Source organism: Pseudomonas sp. NPDC096950, assembly GCF_044762525.1.
GTDB lineage: Bacteria > Pseudomonadota > Gammaproteobacteria > Pseudomonadales > Pseudomonadaceae > Aquipseudomonas.
Map to the genome: position 1 here is coordinate 132,709 of NZ_JBIWEL010000013.1, position 14,460 is coordinate 147,168.

The following is a 14,460-nucleotide window of genomic DNA, read 5'->3' on the forward strand; positions in this document are numbered from 1 at the left end:
CACGGAGCCGTTCCATGACCATTCGTGTCTCACGTTTTGCCCCTACTTGCCTGGCGAGCCTGCTCGCTGTCTTCGCTTTCGGCTCGGCCCAGGCGGATGAAGTCCAGGTGGCTGTTGCCGCCAACTTCACCGCGCCGATCCAGGCGATCGCCGCCGATTTCGAAAAAGACACCGGGCACAAACTGGTAGCGGCTTATGGCGCGACCGGTCAGTTCTACACCCAGATCAAGAACGGCGCGCCGTTCGAAGTGTTCCTCTCGGCGGACGACACCACTCCACAAAAACTCGAAACCGAAGGCGACACCGTCAAGGGCTCGCGCTTCACCTACGCCATCGGCACCCTGGCGCTGTGGTCGGCCAAGGAAGGTTACGTCGATGCCAAAGGTGAAGTCCTGAAGAAAAACGAGTACCAGCACCTGTCCATCGCCAACCCGAAAGCCGCACCGTATGGCCTGGCGGCCACTCAGGTATTGGCTAAAGAAGGCCTGACCGACAAGGTCAAGGACAAGATCGTTGAAGGCCAGAACATCACCCAGGCCTATCAGTTCGTGTCCACCGGCAACGCAGAACTGGGCTTCGTGGCCTTGTCGCAGATCTACAAAGACGGCAAAGTCACCAGCGGTTCGGCGTGGATCGTTCCAGCCAGCCTGCACGACCCGATCAAACAAGACGCGGTGATCCTCAACAAAGGCAAAGACAACCCGGCTGCCAAGGCGCTGGTTGAATACCTGAAAGGCCCGAAAGCCGCCGCTGTTATCAAGTCCTACGGTTACCAACTCTAAATGACGCTGACGAGTGCCGATTTTTCCGCCATCTGGCTGACCCTGAAACTGGCGTCCCTGACGACCGTCATCCTGTTGGTGATCGGCACTCCGATTGCGTTATGGCTATCGCGCACCCGCTCCTGGTTGCGCGGCCCGGTCGGGGCGATCGTCGCCCTGCCCCTGGTGTTGCCGCCCACGGTGATTGGCTTCTATTTATTACTGGCACTCGGGCCTCACGGTTTCGTCGGCCAGTTCACCCAATCCCTGGGTTTCGGCACCCTCACTTTCAGTTTTGCAGGGTTGGTTATCGGCTCGGTGCTCTATTCGATGCCGTTCGTGGTGCAGCCGCTGCAAAACGCCTTTTCCGCCATTGGCACCCGCCCATTGGAAGTCGCCGCCACCTTGCGCGCCAATCCCTGGGACACGTTTTTCAGCGTGATCCTGCCCCTGGCGCGTCCCGGTTTCATCACCGCCGCGATTCTCGGTTTCGCCCATACGGTCGGCGAGTTCGGCGTGGTGTTGATGATCGGCGGCAACATCCCGGACAAGACCCGTGTGGTCTCAGTGCAGATCTACGATCACGTCGAAGCCATGGAATATGCCCAGGCCCATTGGCTGGCCGGGGCGATGTTGGTGTTTTCTTTCCTGGTGTTGCTGGCGCTCTACTCCAGCCGTAAAACCAAAGCGGGCTGGAGCTGATTGATGATTCACACCCGTCTGAAACTGAGTTACTCGGGGTTCGCCCTGGATGTGGATTTGCAATTGCCAGGGCGCGGCGTCACCGCACTGTTTGGCCATTCCGGCTCGGGCAAAACCACCTGCCTGCGCTGTATCGCCGGGCTGGAGAAGGCTGAGGAAGGCTTTATCCAGATCAACGATGAAGTCTGGCAGGACAGCAGCCGGAAGATTTTCGTCCCGCCGCACAAACGCGCGCTCGGTTATGTGTTTCAAGAGGCCAGCCTGTTTCCACATTTGTCGGTGTTGGCCAACCTGGAGTTCGGCCTCAAGCGCATCCCGAAACAGCAGCGCCGGGTCGATATGGCCCACGCCACCGAGTTGCTGGGCATCGGTCATCTGCTGGACCGTCATCCGCAACACCTGTCCGGCGGCGAGCGCCAACGCATCGGCATCGCCCGCGCCCTGCTCACCAGCCCGAAACTGTTGCTGATGGACGAGCCCCTGGCGGCGCTGGACAGCCAACGCAAAAACGAAATCCTGCCGTACCTGCAACGGCTGCACGATGAACTGGACATTCCTGTGCTGTACGTCAGTCATTCCCAGGATGAAGTGGCGCGACTGGCCGACCATATCGTCCTGCTCAGCGACGGCCAGGCTTTGGCCAGCGGCCCGATCGGCGAAACCCTGGCCCGCCTCGACCTGCCGCTGGCCCTGGGGGACGACGCTGGCGTGGTGATCGAAGGACACGTCAGTGCCTACGACAGCGCTTATCAATTGCTGACCCTGCAACTGCCGAATTCCGGCCTGAATCTGCGTGTGCCCCATGCGCCGATGACCGAAGGCCAGGCCCTGCGCTGCAAAGTGCAGGCGCGGGACGTCAGCCTGAGCCTGCACAGCGTCGAGCAAAGCAGCATTCTCAATCGCCTGCCGGTCACGGTGATCAGTGAACTCGGCGCCGACAACGCCGCCCATGTGCTGATTCGCCTGGACGCGGGCGGCACGCCGTTGCTGGCACGGATCACCCGCTACTCCCGGGATCAACTGGGCATCCATCCCGGACAGGCGTTATGGGCGCAGATCAAGGCAGTCGCCGTGCTGGCCTGAATCCGTTGGCACCACGGCGATAGCGCGCGGTCAATGGCTTAACAAGCCCTCGATTCGTTGCCAAGGACTACCGCCATGCCCGACACCGCGCTGACCGATGTGTTGCCGCCCGACCTGCATTACGTCGATGACACCCAGCCCGGCATCACCCGCAGGAAACTGCGGGGCAAGTTCTGTTATTTCGACCCGGCCGGCCAGCGCATCACCGATCCCGATGAAATAAAGCGCATCAACGCCCTGGCGGTGCCCCCGGCCTACACCGACGTGTGGATCAGCGCCGACCCGCGCGGACATCTGCAAGCCACCGGCCGCGATGCCCGGGGCCGCAAACAATACCGCTATCACGTGCGCTGGCGCGAAGTGCGCGATGCCGACAAGTACTCACGACTGCGCGACTTCGGCCTGGCCCTGCCGAAACTGCGCAAGCAACTGGAAGCCCTGCTGGCGGCGCCGGGCTTCAGCCGCGACAAGGTCATGGCCACGGTCATCACCCTGCTCGACGCGACGCTGATCCGGGTCGGCAACACCCAATATGCGCGGGACAACCGCTCCTATGGCCTGACCACCCTGCGCAACCGGCACGTCGAGGTCAATGGCAGTGCGATCCTGTTCCAGTTTCGCGGCAAGAGCGGCGTCGAACACCAGATCACCGTGAAAGACCGGCGACTGGCGCGAATCATCAAGCGCTGCCTGGAAATCCCCGGACAAAACCTGTTTCAGTACCTCGATGAAAACGGCGAGCGACACACCGTCACTTCCTCCGACGTCAACGCCTACCTGCAAACCCTCACCGGCGCCGACTTCACCGCCAAGGATTACCGCACTTGGGCGGGCAGCGCACTGGCGTTGTCGGTGTTGCGGGAACTGCAGTGGCAGCCTGAATCCGATGCCAAGCGGCATATGGTGGAAATGGTCAAGAACGTCGCCAAACAACTGGGCAACACCCCGGCGGTGTGCCGCAAGTGCTACATCCATCCAGCGGTGCTGGAGGGTTTCCTGCTTGGCGCCCTGGCTGAATTGCCGCGACCGAGGGTACGTAAAGGACTGAGGGCTGAAGAAGTCGGGCTGGCGATCTTCCTTGAAAAAATGGTCGCGGCCGCCCAAAAATCCTGACACTCACTCCTACGAGGGCCTTGATCGAGCATCCAACCGACGAACAGACCTGTCTATTTTTTGCACGATCGTAAAGGGCTTCTATAGTTGATCTGAACACGAATCAGCTACGGTGGTGCCATGGAAGACATTTTCGTTGTGAAACGTTGCAACAAGATCATCATTCATGGCCGCCGGGCCGGAGAAGTGAATCACGCACCACCGGCCGCCGCCGTCTGGTATCGCATCGCCGATACCCGCACTCGTGGCTTTATTGGTGACGGTTACGATCACGAAGAAGACGCCCGCCGTGAGTGCCACCAACTGAACGCCCGCTCACAAGTGACAGCCCGGCAAAGCTGAAAGGGTTCAAGATTTTTTACCGGGTCTATACTGAAATCAGCTGAAGGACCAGCGACCCCATCGGCAGAGAGCTCGCATCCGCGGGCTTTTTGCTGCCACTGCCAGGTTTGCTTTAAATGGAGGTGTGTCATGTCCGAAAAAGAGTCCATCACCACCCTGCTCACCCTGCTTGACTCCCGTCAGGCTCGTCTCGCGGCCGCGTGCAAGGAAATTGCCGACTGGGTCGATCATCAAGGCGGGCATCCGACGGCCCTGAAAATTCGTGACCGGCTGAACGACATCGAGAAAGACGCACCGCTGATTCGCAGCACGCTGTCTTCGTTGCGCCCTGTCGAACCACCGCTGCCCCGGTTCAGATAATCATTTGACTCAAGGACAGGCCTGACTCAGGAAGCATGAACGGCGACAACCGTGTCACCGAGACCCTGCCTGCCTGATAGCCTCCTACCACACCCGCAACCCGGCCTCGCGCTGGGATTTTTTTGCGCCTGATCTTTCACATCCTGTTCACAACCGACGCCCTACTGTGGACTCACTCCTTTGAAGAATCCCTTGGCCCGCCCGCATGCGGGCTTTTTTTTGGACTGGATTCCATCAACGAACGCTGCCGACGGCGGGAGGTCAAACGATCACACGTCAAGAAGGAGACGTCCCAATGGTCACTCACTTCAAAGTCGGCGGGCATCTGGCCTGCGGTCATACAGGCACCAAACTGGTTTCGAGCAAAATACTCGCCCAAGTGAAATGCAGAAGCTGTCGCAACACCGATGCGTTCAAGGACGCGCGAAAAGACGAACGCAATGCGGCACGGCGCGCGGCGCGCAAGGCAAAGGTTACTCATACCGCCAATGATTGGCGTGCCGAGTGGGTTCAGCGACTGACTGCGATGGCAGGCATGCAACGCCTGCCCCGGGGATTCAGAGGCCAACCGTTTGTTTAGCTGACACGCCGCATGCCCGTTAGCGATCCGCAACGGTGCCCGCCCTGGTCTGTTTAGACGCCAGGCGGGTTATCGGGAGGATCGCTTCCGTCGCGGCTATTGATAAAGGCATTCCAGTGCACATAGGCATCGTGCTGGCGTTTGACGGCTTCCTCCCAGACAGGTCCGGACACAGACCTGGATGAGATCAGCTTCATCATTTCAGAGGTTGCAGCATCGAGATCCACAAGTAGCTCATGTGATTTGATCCTGAAATCATCGACAGATGTCATTGCCCACTCTCCGGTCTTGCCATCCTTTAGAAGCAAATGCTTCTGGACAAGTTGAGCGTGGATTCACTGAATGATTCATAGATGCCGATCACCGGTACAGCCCCACCGAAAATAGTGGACCAGAAACAAACAAGGGTTTGCATCAGCTTTCGCTCGCAAACCCTTGATTTTAGATGGTGCCCGAAGCCGGAATCGAACCGGCACGCCCTTACGAGCGGGGGATTTTAAGTCCCATGCGTCTACCAGTTTCGCCATTCGGGCGGTAGCGCGGTGAAGTGGTCTGAAGGCTGCCGGATAAACACCTGGCAGTTCTGACGCTTGTGCAGCAGAGGTGGAAATATATACATCCCTCCCCCGTGAAGCAAGTTCGCCGATGGCCTTTTCAAGACTAAATCTTGCAGGACGGCGAAAATAAAAAAGCTCCGTAGATCAAGGATCTACGGAGCTCGTCTAAAGTGGAGGCCGAGGTCGGAATCGAACCGGCGTAGGCGGATTTGCAATCCGCTGCATAACCATTTTGCTACTCGGCCTCAAACATCTGATGTCAGTAGCACGACACCAAATGCATACAAACGCTGAGCTTCGAGAGTTGATTAAATCATTCTCTAACTCGTTGAAAACATTGAGCTTTTTAAGCCGTCAGTGCTTTCGATGGCGTGAATTATGTACTGATTTCCCGAGGCTGGCAACCCCTTGATTTCAAAAAAAATTTCTGCCCCGTTGATCACGCCGGGTTTCACGCAGCGTCACGTTGCTCATGCCGTTCCAGCGACTGCTGTACCAAGTGAGCAAGGTGATTGTCCAATGCGTTAACCAGGGCTTTGGTGCGTTTTGAATCTTTGAAATACTGATAACCGTAAAACACCGCTCCCACCAGGAAACCCAGCGCATAGGCGCCAGTCACGTAGCCCAGGACAATCCACAACGCCAATGCGATCAGCAGCGCTTTGTAGTTGTAAGGCGTCAGTCCCAGTTGCTTGTTCAAGCCATCTCCATTTTTCAGCACCCACTGTTTGTCAGCGCTGTGGTTGACCAGCACGCTGTGATAGACATTCGCGCCGCCCTTGTTGCCGGCGCTGATCAACGTGATCTGCTGACCGGTGCGCAACGGAATGTCATAGCCCCGAAGTTTCACGTCGCATTCCTTGCCATTGCTGGTCTTTACCCAGAACTCATGGTTGATGACGTTGACCGAACTGATCTGCGCCGCCGCGACATGACCGCCCTCCTTGCCCACATAACCGCCGCCACCACTGGAGGAGACCAAGGTTTCGTTGAGCTTTTCACTGCCGATCACTTCGCCGCTCAACGCTTGGAATACAACCGTTTTGTCGCCATGGATAAAGTCTTGCATCTCGATTCCTTGATAGGCCTATGTCAACTGACAGTCAGGGCGCAGGGTCCGTAAAGGTCGAATGCTACTAATTAGCCATCATCCTGTCCAGAAAGCCTCTGCACCTTGACATTGGTTGCCCCACCGCTCCTTAAAGTGACCTAGAATTTCCCACCCAACGGATACTCCACCGCCAGCCGAATCTGGTTGGCATCCAGCTCGGCCTGGGCCGCATTCCCTCGATGCACCGCATGGCGCAAGGTAACCGCCAGGTTCTTCGCCGCGCCGGATTGCACCACGTATTTGGCCTGTAGATCCCGTTCCCAATGTTTGCCGCCCTGCCCGTAACCCAGCCATTTGTAGCCGCCGTTCGGGTCCATGTGGCTGCCGTCGATGCCACTGCCTCGGACGTAGAGTGCGCCGAAGGTCAGGCCGGGGATGCCATAGCCCGCCAGGTTCAGGTCGTAGCGAGCCTGCCAGGATGCCTCTTGCGGGGCGTTGAAGTCGGACAGGGCTACGGCGTTGCTCAGGTAGATTGCGCCCCGTGTGACGTAGTCGTAGGGCGTGTCGCCGTCGACTTTTTGATAACCCAGACCAAAACTGTGGGAACCGACCTTATAGGTCGTCAGAAAACTCCACGTGGTGTTGTAGATCCGGCCGGACAAGGCTTTGCCGGTGTCCTGGGTGCGATACAGATTGAGGTCGAAAGTCAGGTCCTGCCCGTCCGCCAGCGGCTGAGTGTAGACAGCGCCCAGATAGTGCTGCCGCCACGTATCGGCGTAGAGCGCACTGAACAGGCTGGCATTCAGCCCTTTGACCGCCGTGTTGCGCACGCCCACCAGATCGAAGCTGTCGCCCTGCTTGCCGTTGGAATAATTGACCACAAATCCCTGGTCATGACTGGTGGCGTTGCGGTCGGTGCTTTCGTTGAAGTGTCCGCCGTACAGCGTAGTGGCGGGCAATTCTCGGCTGGTCAGCAACCAGCCCGTGGCGGTTTCGGGCAGCAGTCGGCTGTCCGACGATCCGAACACCGGGGTTTTCACCCGTTGCTCGCCGTAACGCAGTTCGGTGGAAGAGAAGCGCAGTTTGGCCACCGCACCACCGCGACTGTACTCATCCTTGGGATGCCCATCATTGTCCACGCCCAGCAACCGCGCTTTGCCGGCCCGCCCGCCCCCGCTGTCCAGCTCCCAGCCAGAATAAACATGGGCGTCGAAGCCAAAACCTACAGTGCCACGGGTATATCCAGAGCTGAAATCAGCCATCAGACCGTAGGCCCATTCTTCGGCAAGGTCACTGCGCTGGGCGCGGGGTTTGTAGGCATTGCGCGCGCCGTTGCTCAGGGCGCCATGTTGATAGTCGCGACGGTCGTAGACGCTGCGGTTGAGCAGGTTCCACTGACTGTCCTCGACAAAGCCTTTTGCGTTGTCCTGCTCTGAAGCCAGGGCGAACAGGGACTGCCCGCCCAATGCCAATAGCAGGGTGTGTGTCGATAGGGTTTTCACTGTGCAACTCCACGGAATTCGGGGTCTGCAAGGTGTCCCGCCAAACGGGGGGACACCCTCGGGCACCTCAGAGGTATTTGAGGATCGCGATGTCGCGACGACGCTGCTTGAGGCTGGCGAACCAGCGCGTCGGGAAGAACATCAGCACGCCGAGAATCGCGCTCCACAGCCACACGGTCGGCAGGTTATCGAAGCCGTAATACGCCCCCTGATTGGCGCCCCAGATCGCAACGGCCACCAGGTACATGGCCTTGAGCACATAGAGGTGCAGCAAATAGAAGAACATCGGCGCGCCGCCGTAGATCGCCAGCGTCGCGGTGGACCAGCGATCCTGCAACTTCTCGAACAACGCCAGCAGAAGCAGCCCCAAGCCGAGGGTCGGCATCAGGAACATCAGCGACGGCGGATACTTCTTCGCACTCATGAAACTCATGAAAGTGCGCAGCGAGTCGCCGGTCTGCACCCACGGCTTCTCGCCATAGACGTTCAGGTAACGGATGAACACGAACGCCACCAGCAAGCCGACGCCGAGTTTGACCAAACGGGAAATCCGCTCGGCCGGTTCCATGTCCTTGCCGAACCACGGTCCGATGGCCCAGCCCAACAAAATCACGCCGATCCACGGCAGCACCGGATACGTGGTGCGCGCCCGGGTGAACTCGGTGATGTCGATAAACACCTTCTGATGCAGGATCGACCACGGCACATAAAACGGCGACTCCGGCCCGACCACCACGTTGTCGAACAGGTTGTGCCCGGCGACGATCACCAGCCCCAGCACGATCAACCAACTGCGTTTGAAGTGCAGCAACCCGGCGAGCACGATCATGCAGATTCCGATGCACCAGATCACTTGCAGCCACAGGGTCTTGGGCGGGAACTCGGCGTTCCAGGCGAAGCAGACGAAGGTGATCTCCAGAAACACGAGGAAGAACCCGCGCTTGAGCAGGAACACCGAGGTTTCGCTGGCGGTGTGTTTCTGGCTGTAGAGCCAGGCCGACAGGCCGGTGAGGAAGATAAACACCGGGGCGCAGATTTCGCTGAGCATGCGGGTGAAGTACAGGTCCGGCGTGACGCTCAAGGCGTCGATCGGGTCGGTAACCTGACGGTGCAGCAGGAAGGTTTCCCGCACATGGTCGATCAGCATCAACAGCATGACGAAACCGCGCAAGGCATCGATCGCCAGCATCCGGGTGTTGGCTTTTACAGCGGGGGTGGCCAGCGCCGGGGAAATACTTCCCGCCTGCCCGGCCAATCCTGAAGATTGGGACATCGTGGTGACTCCTTTGGGGGCAATGGATCAGGCCTGTTTCTTCAACCGGGCGACTTCGGAAGCCGGTAGCTGCGACGGTGCCCGTGGCAACGACGGCTTGCCCTCGGCCCGATAGAACGACAGCGTCGAGCTGAAGCTCTTCAGGTCATACGGCTCGGCCTTGCCTTGGGGGCTGACGCGTTCACCGGGGGTGCGGTCCTTGTATTCGACGGCGACCACATACGTGCCCTGCCAGGGCAACTCGAAGCTGACCTTGCCCGTCGCATCGGTGCGCTGGGTGAAGACTTCGCCAGAGCCGGTTTCCAGCATAACGTCCTGATCCGCCAGCGGTTTTTTCGAATAGTACACTTGGAACTGCGCCGTGTTTGCGTCAGCGATGCCGGTGGGCACGATGTCCAGGGTCAGTTCCGGGCTGCGCGCGCGTAAATCGCCGACCCATCGGGTCGCCGGCGTCCAGTGGGTTTTCAGCGTCTTGTCGGCTTCGTGCAGGTCGAAGATCGGATAATGCGGATCTTGGGCCAGAAGTGAGTCATCGCGCTTGGCCTGATGCGCCACCGCAAATGCCTGACGTTGCAACGTCAGATTCAATGGTTTCGAATTGTTGCTGATCGACCATCCCTTGAGTTGCTGGAACCGGTCCATCCCGCCCGGCGTCACCTCCAGCATGTTCTTGTCATATTCCCCGTAGTACAACGCCAACGGTTGCCCCGGTGGCTGTTCGTACCAGATCTGATGCGCCTCGCTGCTGCCAGCCAGCAGCAAGACGCCGTAACCCAACAGTGCTTTTGCGTTGCTCATTCGCATTTTTTTGGCTCCGATTGGTGTTATTTCGCGATTTGCTGCCGGCGCTTCATCCTCCCGAAATCCGCGACATCACAAACCACGCCCCTCTCTCTGTACGCATTACAGCGCGAAGACTTTTGCGCGTTGTTCTGAAATCAGTGGGTGTGGAGTCATCGGAGACTGTTTTTGCGGGGGAAACAGCGGTTTATGCGGCTTGCGCCAGGATGAGGCGGGATGGGTGGTTCTAGCGGACTCATGTCCAAACGCGGTGCATGCAGCACTGCAAAAACAATGTGGGAGCGGGCTTGCTCGCGAAGGCGTCATCTCAGTCAACATCTGCTTTGACTGACACACCGCTTTCGCGAGCAAGCCCGCTCCCACAGGGGATTTGAGTTGGGGGTGGGAATGCTGCCAGTCAGTGCCGCAACAATTTACGCAACGGCACGCCGTCCTTGAGCACAGGCGACTTGATGACGATGTAGCTGAAGTACTTGGAGATGCCGATGTTCTTGTCCAGCAGGCTTTCGATCACTTCCTGGTAATGCTGGATGCTGCGGGTCATGAAGCGCACCAGGTAATCGTAGCCACCGCTGATCAAATGGCATTCGAGCACTTCATCCACCAGGCGAATGTTGGATTCGAACTTGGCGAAGTCTTCGCGCTTGTGGTCGCTCAGGGTGATTTCGGTGAAGACCGTCACCGAGTCAGTGATTTTCGCCAGGTTCAGGTGCGCCTTGTAGCTGGAAATGTACCCGGCCGATTCCAGCCGCTTGACCCGTTGCAGGCAGGGGCTGGCCGATAAACCCACGGCATCGGCAAGGCTGACGTTGGTCATGCGCCCATCCTTTTGCAGCTCAACCAGGATGCTGATGTCGATTCGGTCCAGTTTTACTAAACCTTCCATTGCGTACCTCTTGACTGCCGTTTGTAAGACAATCTTCTAGCAAAATCAGCGCCGTAAAGACAGCTGATGCTGAGCCACCAGATCCGCCATGCTGTTGATGCAGTAATCCGCCGCGCAAGGCGTCGGGTGTTTGACCCGGCCACGACAGATCAGGCACACATCGCGACTCGCCTGGCGACTGGCGGAAGGCCTCGTCACTTGCAGGATTTCGCCGGGCTTGAAGGCGTTAGCGTGTAGCCACTCTGTATCCTGCAACGGGTCGCTGGCCAGCGAGATAAAGTCATCGGGCATGATCCCCAGACGTTCACAAAGCTGCCCGCGATCCTCGGCATCCCGATCGCCCTGTACCAGCAGACGATAGAACTTGCGCAGGTACAACATTGCCCCCGGCGCGTCCTCGAATAGCGACCAGCCGGCCACCGAACGGGCGAAGCTCATGCCCTCCTCCCAACTGGCTTTCAACCCCCAGCGCTCGGCCAACTGGCGATGGGCAAAACACAGCAGTCCACTGAAGCCTAGCTCACCGAAGCGCGGATACAGCGCGCGCACCACCTCGCCGAATTCAGCCAGCACCTGTTCCTTGTCCGGGTGCCCGCCCCGGCTGTCGAGCAGCGGTTGCAACGCCGCCCAAACCCCCGAGTCACGATCGACCAGGACTTCATCGCAATCGATGAGCAGCGCACGATATTCAGTCAGCCCCATGGTGTGCCAAGCCTCCAATGATGCATTCCATCCCTCCATGCTCCATAACGGCTCACGGGCGATGCCTCGCAGCAGCGCCCCGAGCCGGCAGAAGCTCAGTTCAAGACGCGTGCCAAAGCGGCTTCGAGAATCTGCAGCGCTTCGTCGACCTGGGCTTCGGTCGCCACCAGTGGCGCGAGGAACCGCAGCACGTTGCGATACACGCCACACTTGATCACCAGCAAGCCACCCTTGCGCGCTTCATCGATCAGCCGCTGATTGAGGTCGGCGTCCGGCGTGCGGGCCTCATCCGGTTTGATCAGCTCGATGGCCAGCATGAAGCCGGCGCCGCGCACGTCGCCGATTTGCGGGTGACGGCTCTGCAAGCGCAGCAGCCCCTGACGCAAACGCTCGCCCAACGCTTCGCCGCGGGTCAGCAGTTGCTCTTCCTCGAAGGCATCGATCACCGCCAGTGCCGCCGCGCAAGACAACGCATTGCCGCCATAGGTGCCGCCCAGGCCACCGGGCAGCGGCGCGTCCATGATCGCGGCTTTGCCGACCACACCGGACAACGGCAAGCCACCGGCCAGGCTTTTGGCGACCGTCACCAGGTCCGGCTGGATCCCCGCGTGCTGGAAACCGAACCATTTGCCGGTGCGGCCGAAACCAGTCTGGATTTCATCGAGAATCAGCACGATGCCGTGCTTCTCAGTCAGAGCGCGCAAGCCTTTGAGAAACTCCACCGGCGCCGAAAGGAAACCGCCGTCACCCTGCACCGGTTCGATGATGATCGCGGCGACCCGCTCCGGCGCAACCTGGGTAGCGAGCAATTCGTCCAGCGCCTTGAGCGCCATATCGCTGGTAACGCCGCGATAGGCATTCGGATACGGCGTATGGAACACCTCCGGCGCGAACGGCCCGAAGTTCTGTTTGTACGGTTGGCTCATGCCGGTCAGCGTGGTGCCGAGCAAGGTACGACCGTGGAAACCGCCACGAAAGGCAATCACCGCCGAACGATTGGTGTGGGCACGGGCGATCTTCACCGCGTTTTCCACGGCCTCGGCGCCAGAGGTGAAGAACGCCGCTTTATAGGCTTCTTTACCGCCGATCATTTCGCACAAGCGCTGGGCCAGATCCAGATACGGCTTGTAGGCGACCACCTGGAAACAGGCGTGGGAGACTTTTTGCAGCTGCGCCTGCACCGCCGCGACGACTTTCGGGTGGTTATGGCCGATGTTCAGCACGCCGATGCCGCCGACAAAATCCAGGTAGCGCTTACCGTCCACATCCCACAACTCGGCACCTTGGGCGCGATCGATCACCAACGGGTGAGCGGTGACCAGGCCACGTGGCACGAATTGATCGCGCTGACGGAGCAAATGAGGGGTTTCGTCGACTTTGCTATTCATGGCATTTCCCATCGTGAGTCCGGCAACCGGGAGGTGGTTGCGATGCTGTCCAGATTAAGGCCTGGGCGAAACGAACTACGCCGAACTTGGCCCCTGAGAAATTCGGATCGACTGTTTTCGCCCTGCCAAACGGCAGATTCCTTCAGCCCGCCGAATCTGCCGCTGCCTCGGCGATACAACGCGGCCGGAGCCGTTTAACCCGGTGCTTTCGACAGATCCTGCGCCGGAAGTGCGCGATGATGAGAGCACCTTCACCCTTTCAGGAATTGCCCATGGCCCTGCTTTATAAAGCTGACCCTGTGCGCGGCGAACAGTGGCAAGCGCTGTTCGCCGAACACGCCCCGGATATCGAATGGCGCGCCTGGCCGGAGATTGGCGATCCGTCGCAGATTGAATACCTGGCGGCGTGGCAGGCGCCGGATGATCTGCAAACGGTGTTGCCGAACCTGAAGGTGTTGTTCGCGCTGTCCGCCGGGGTCGATCAACTGGACCTCAGCCGTATTCCGGAGAGCTTGCCGGTGGTGAGGTTGCTCGATCCGGGCATTACCCGTGGCATGTGCGAGTACGCGAGTTTTGCCGTGCTCGGCCTGCACCGGGACATGCTGCGTTATCGGCAGCAGCAGCTGGCGCGGTGTTGGCAGGCGCACTTGCTGCAACCGGCGAGCAAGCGTCGGGTGGGTGTGATGGGGCTGGGTGCGCAGGCACAGCAAATTCTGGCGACGCTGCAACCGTTGGGGTTTGCGTTGAAGGGTTGGGCGCGCAGTGCGCATCAGGTGGCGGGCGTGGATTGTTATGCCGGTCGCGAGCAACTGCCGGCGTTCCTCAGTCAGTGCGATATTTTGTTGTGTGTGCTGCCGTTGACTAAGCAAACCCAGGGGATTCTGGATCGTGACTTATTCAGGCAACTGCCCCGTGGCGCGGCGTTGATCAATATGGGGCGTGGTGGACATCTGGTGGAAAGTGATTTGCTGGAGGCGCTGGACAACGGGCAATTGAGCGGCGCGGTGCTGGATGTGCTGCAACAGGAACCGGCACCGGCGGAGCATCCGTTCTGGGGGCATCCGCAGATTCTGCTGACACCGCATATTGCGGCGATGACCCAGCCGGAAAGTGCGTTTGGGGTGTTGTTGGAGAATATTCGGCGGTTTGAGCGAGGCGAGCCAATGGTGGGCCAGATCGACCGCCGCCAGGGATATTGAGTGGGTCAGGCTCGGCATTGGCGGTGTCTATTATATCCACCCCTCACCCTAACCCTCTCCCCAAAGGGGCGAGGGGACTGACCGAGTAGATCTGTAAAAATTCTGCGACCTGCAATACCGAGTCGAACTCAGGTTTGAACTGCATGAAGATCGGCTCCCT

16 protein-coding genes and 2 tRNA genes are annotated in these 14,460 nt (G+C 59.3%); 8 read left to right on the plus strand and 10 right to left on the minus strand.

The window, feature by feature from the left end:
• Positions 1-14 precede the first annotated feature (14 nt).
• The 7 genes from modA to ACIQY3_RS20335 all read left to right on the plus strand — a co-directional run bounded on the left by modA (position 15) and on the right by ACIQY3_RS20335 (position 4,941).
• Complete coding sequence (modA, locus tag ACIQY3_RS20305) at positions 15-782, plus strand: molybdate ABC transporter substrate-binding protein (RefSeq protein WP_403022616.1); 768 nt, start codon at positions 15-17, stop codon at positions 780-782.
• Complete coding sequence (modB, locus tag ACIQY3_RS20310) at positions 783-1,463, plus strand: molybdate ABC transporter permease subunit (protein ID WP_163910289.1); 681 nt, start codon at positions 783-785, stop codon at positions 1,461-1,463.
• A gap of 3 nt (positions 1,464-1,466) precedes the next feature.
• On the plus strand, positions 1,467-2,546 hold the full coding sequence (gene modC, locus ACIQY3_RS20315) for a molybdenum ABC transporter ATP-binding protein (protein WP_403022619.1): 1,080 nt from the start codon (positions 1,467-1,469) through the stop codon (positions 2,544-2,546).
• Between the two features lie 75 nt (positions 2,547-2,621).
• On the plus strand, positions 2,622-3,659 hold the full coding sequence (locus ACIQY3_RS20320; protein WP_403022622.1) for a DNA topoisomerase IB: 1,038 nt from the start codon (positions 2,622-2,624) through the stop codon (positions 3,657-3,659).
• A gap of 120 nt (positions 3,660-3,779) precedes the next feature.
• Entirely contained in the window at positions 3,780-4,001 is a 222-nt protein-coding gene (locus ACIQY3_RS20325; RefSeq protein ID WP_403022625.1) for a hypothetical protein, read from the plus strand.
• Between the two features lie 129 nt (positions 4,002-4,130).
• Positions 4,131-4,361 (plus strand): hypothetical protein, encoded by a 231-nt coding sequence (locus ACIQY3_RS20330; RefSeq protein WP_054050531.1) that lies wholly within the window; start codon positions 4,131-4,133, stop codon positions 4,359-4,361.
• Between the two features lie 295 nt (positions 4,362-4,656).
• On the plus strand, positions 4,657-4,941 hold the full coding sequence (locus ACIQY3_RS20335; RefSeq protein ID WP_403022628.1) for a hypothetical protein: 285 nt from the start codon (positions 4,657-4,659) through the stop codon (positions 4,939-4,941).
• Positions 4,942-4,994: 53 nt separating this feature from the next.
• Here the strand turns inward: ACIQY3_RS20335 and ACIQY3_RS20340 are convergent, their stop codons facing one another.
• The 10 genes from ACIQY3_RS20340 to gabT form a co-directional block, all read right to left on the minus strand.
• Positions 4,995-5,213 (minus strand): hypothetical protein, encoded by a 219-nt coding sequence (locus tag ACIQY3_RS20340; RefSeq protein WP_403022631.1) that lies wholly within the window; start codon positions 5,211-5,213, stop codon positions 4,995-4,997.
• 174 nt (positions 5,214-5,387) lie between these two features.
• Positions 5,388-5,474: transfer RNA gene (locus ACIQY3_RS20345), tRNA-Leu, on the minus strand.
• Between the two features lie 195 nt (positions 5,475-5,669).
• Positions 5,670-5,743, minus strand: a tRNA-Cys gene (locus tag ACIQY3_RS20350).
• 206 nt (positions 5,744-5,949) lie between these two features.
• Complete coding sequence (locus tag ACIQY3_RS20355) at positions 5,950-6,567, minus strand: hypothetical protein (protein ID WP_403022634.1); 618 nt, start codon at positions 6,565-6,567, stop codon at positions 5,950-5,952.
• Between the two features lie 140 nt (positions 6,568-6,707).
• Positions 6,708-8,051 (minus strand): OprD family porin, encoded by a 1,344-nt coding sequence (locus ACIQY3_RS20360; RefSeq protein ID WP_403022637.1) that lies wholly within the window; start codon positions 8,049-8,051, stop codon positions 6,708-6,710.
• 67 nt (positions 8,052-8,118) lie between these two features.
• Complete coding sequence (locus ACIQY3_RS20365) at positions 8,119-9,324, minus strand: DUF1624 domain-containing protein (RefSeq protein ID WP_403022640.1); 1,206 nt, start codon at positions 9,322-9,324, stop codon at positions 8,119-8,121.
• Between the two features lie 27 nt (positions 9,325-9,351).
• Positions 9,352-10,122 (minus strand): DUF4198 domain-containing protein, encoded by a 771-nt coding sequence (locus ACIQY3_RS20370; RefSeq protein ID WP_403022643.1) that lies wholly within the window; start codon positions 10,120-10,122, stop codon positions 9,352-9,354.
• A 400-nt stretch (positions 10,123-10,522) separates the two neighbouring features.
• Positions 10,523-11,011, minus strand: a complete 489-nt coding sequence (locus ACIQY3_RS20375) for an Lrp/AsnC family transcriptional regulator (protein WP_008055821.1) — start codon at positions 11,009-11,011, stop codon at positions 10,523-10,525.
• 45 nt (positions 11,012-11,056) lie between these two features.
• Positions 11,057-11,713: a 2-haloalkanoic acid dehalogenase gene (locus ACIQY3_RS20380; RefSeq protein WP_403022647.1), complete on the minus strand. Its 657-nt coding sequence runs from the start codon at positions 11,711-11,713 to the stop codon at positions 11,057-11,059.
• 95 nt (positions 11,714-11,808) lie between these two features.
• Positions 11,809-13,101 (minus strand): 4-aminobutyrate--2-oxoglutarate transaminase, encoded by a 1,293-nt coding sequence (gabT, locus tag ACIQY3_RS20385; protein ID WP_403022650.1) that lies wholly within the window; start codon positions 13,099-13,101, stop codon positions 11,809-11,811.
• A gap of 272 nt (positions 13,102-13,373) precedes the next feature.
• Here gabT and ACIQY3_RS20390 point away from each other — a divergent pair, with 272 nt between their 5' ends.
• Positions 13,374-14,300, plus strand: coding sequence for a 2-hydroxyacid dehydrogenase (locus ACIQY3_RS20390; RefSeq protein ID WP_403022653.1), 927 nt, complete (start codon positions 13,374-13,376; stop codon positions 14,298-14,300).
• Positions 14,301-14,460: the final 160 nt, after the last annotated feature.

What these genes read in the sequence shown, in the direction of transcription:
- modA (WP_403022616.1), top strand. Translation starts at nt 15, where the DNA reads ATGACCATTCGTGTCTCACGTTTTGCCCCTACTTGCCTGGCGAGCCTG.
- modB (WP_163910289.1), top strand. Translation starts at nt 783, where the DNA reads ATGACGCTGACGAGTGCCGATTTTTCCGCCATCTGGCTGACCCTGAAA.
- modC (WP_403022619.1), top strand. Translation starts at nt 1,467, where the DNA reads ATGATTCACACCCGTCTGAAACTGAGTTACTCGGGGTTCGCCCTGGAT.
- ACIQY3_RS20320 (WP_403022622.1), top strand. Translation starts at nt 2,622, where the DNA reads ATGCCCGACACCGCGCTGACCGATGTGTTGCCGCCCGACCTGCATTAC.
- ACIQY3_RS20325 (WP_403022625.1), top strand. Translation starts at nt 3,780, where the DNA reads ATGGAAGACATTTTCGTTGTGAAACGTTGCAACAAGATCATCATTCAT.
- ACIQY3_RS20330 (WP_054050531.1), top strand. Translation starts at nt 4,131, where the DNA reads ATGTCCGAAAAAGAGTCCATCACCACCCTGCTCACCCTGCTTGACTCC.
- ACIQY3_RS20335 (WP_403022628.1), top strand. Translation starts at nt 4,657, where the DNA reads ATGGTCACTCACTTCAAAGTCGGCGGGCATCTGGCCTGCGGTCATACA.
- ACIQY3_RS20340 (WP_403022631.1), bottom strand. Translation starts at nt 5,213, where the DNA reads ATGACATCTGTCGATGATTTCAGGATCAAATCACATGAGCTACTTGTG.
- ACIQY3_RS20355 (WP_403022634.1), bottom strand. Translation starts at nt 6,567, where the DNA reads ATGCAAGACTTTATCCATGGCGACAAAACGGTTGTATTCCAAGCGTTG.
- ACIQY3_RS20365 (WP_403022640.1), bottom strand. Translation starts at nt 9,324, where the DNA reads ATGTCCCAATCTTCAGGATTGGCCGGGCAGGCGGGAAGTATTTCCCCG.
- ACIQY3_RS20370 (WP_403022643.1), bottom strand. Translation starts at nt 10,122, where the DNA reads ATGAGCAACGCAAAAGCACTGTTGGGTTACGGCGTCTTGCTGCTGGCT.
- ACIQY3_RS20375 (WP_008055821.1), bottom strand. Translation starts at nt 11,011, where the DNA reads ATGGAAGGTTTAGTAAAACTGGACCGAATCGACATCAGCATCCTGGTT.
- ACIQY3_RS20380 (WP_403022647.1), bottom strand. Translation starts at nt 11,713, where the DNA reads ATGGGGCTGACTGAATATCGTGCGCTGCTCATCGATTGCGATGAAGTC.
- gabT (WP_403022650.1), bottom strand. Translation starts at nt 13,101, where the DNA reads ATGAATAGCAAAGTCGACGAAACCCCTCATTTGCTCCGTCAGCGCGAT.
- ACIQY3_RS20390 (WP_403022653.1), top strand. Translation starts at nt 13,374, where the DNA reads ATGGCCCTGCTTTATAAAGCTGACCCTGTGCGCGGCGAACAGTGGCAA.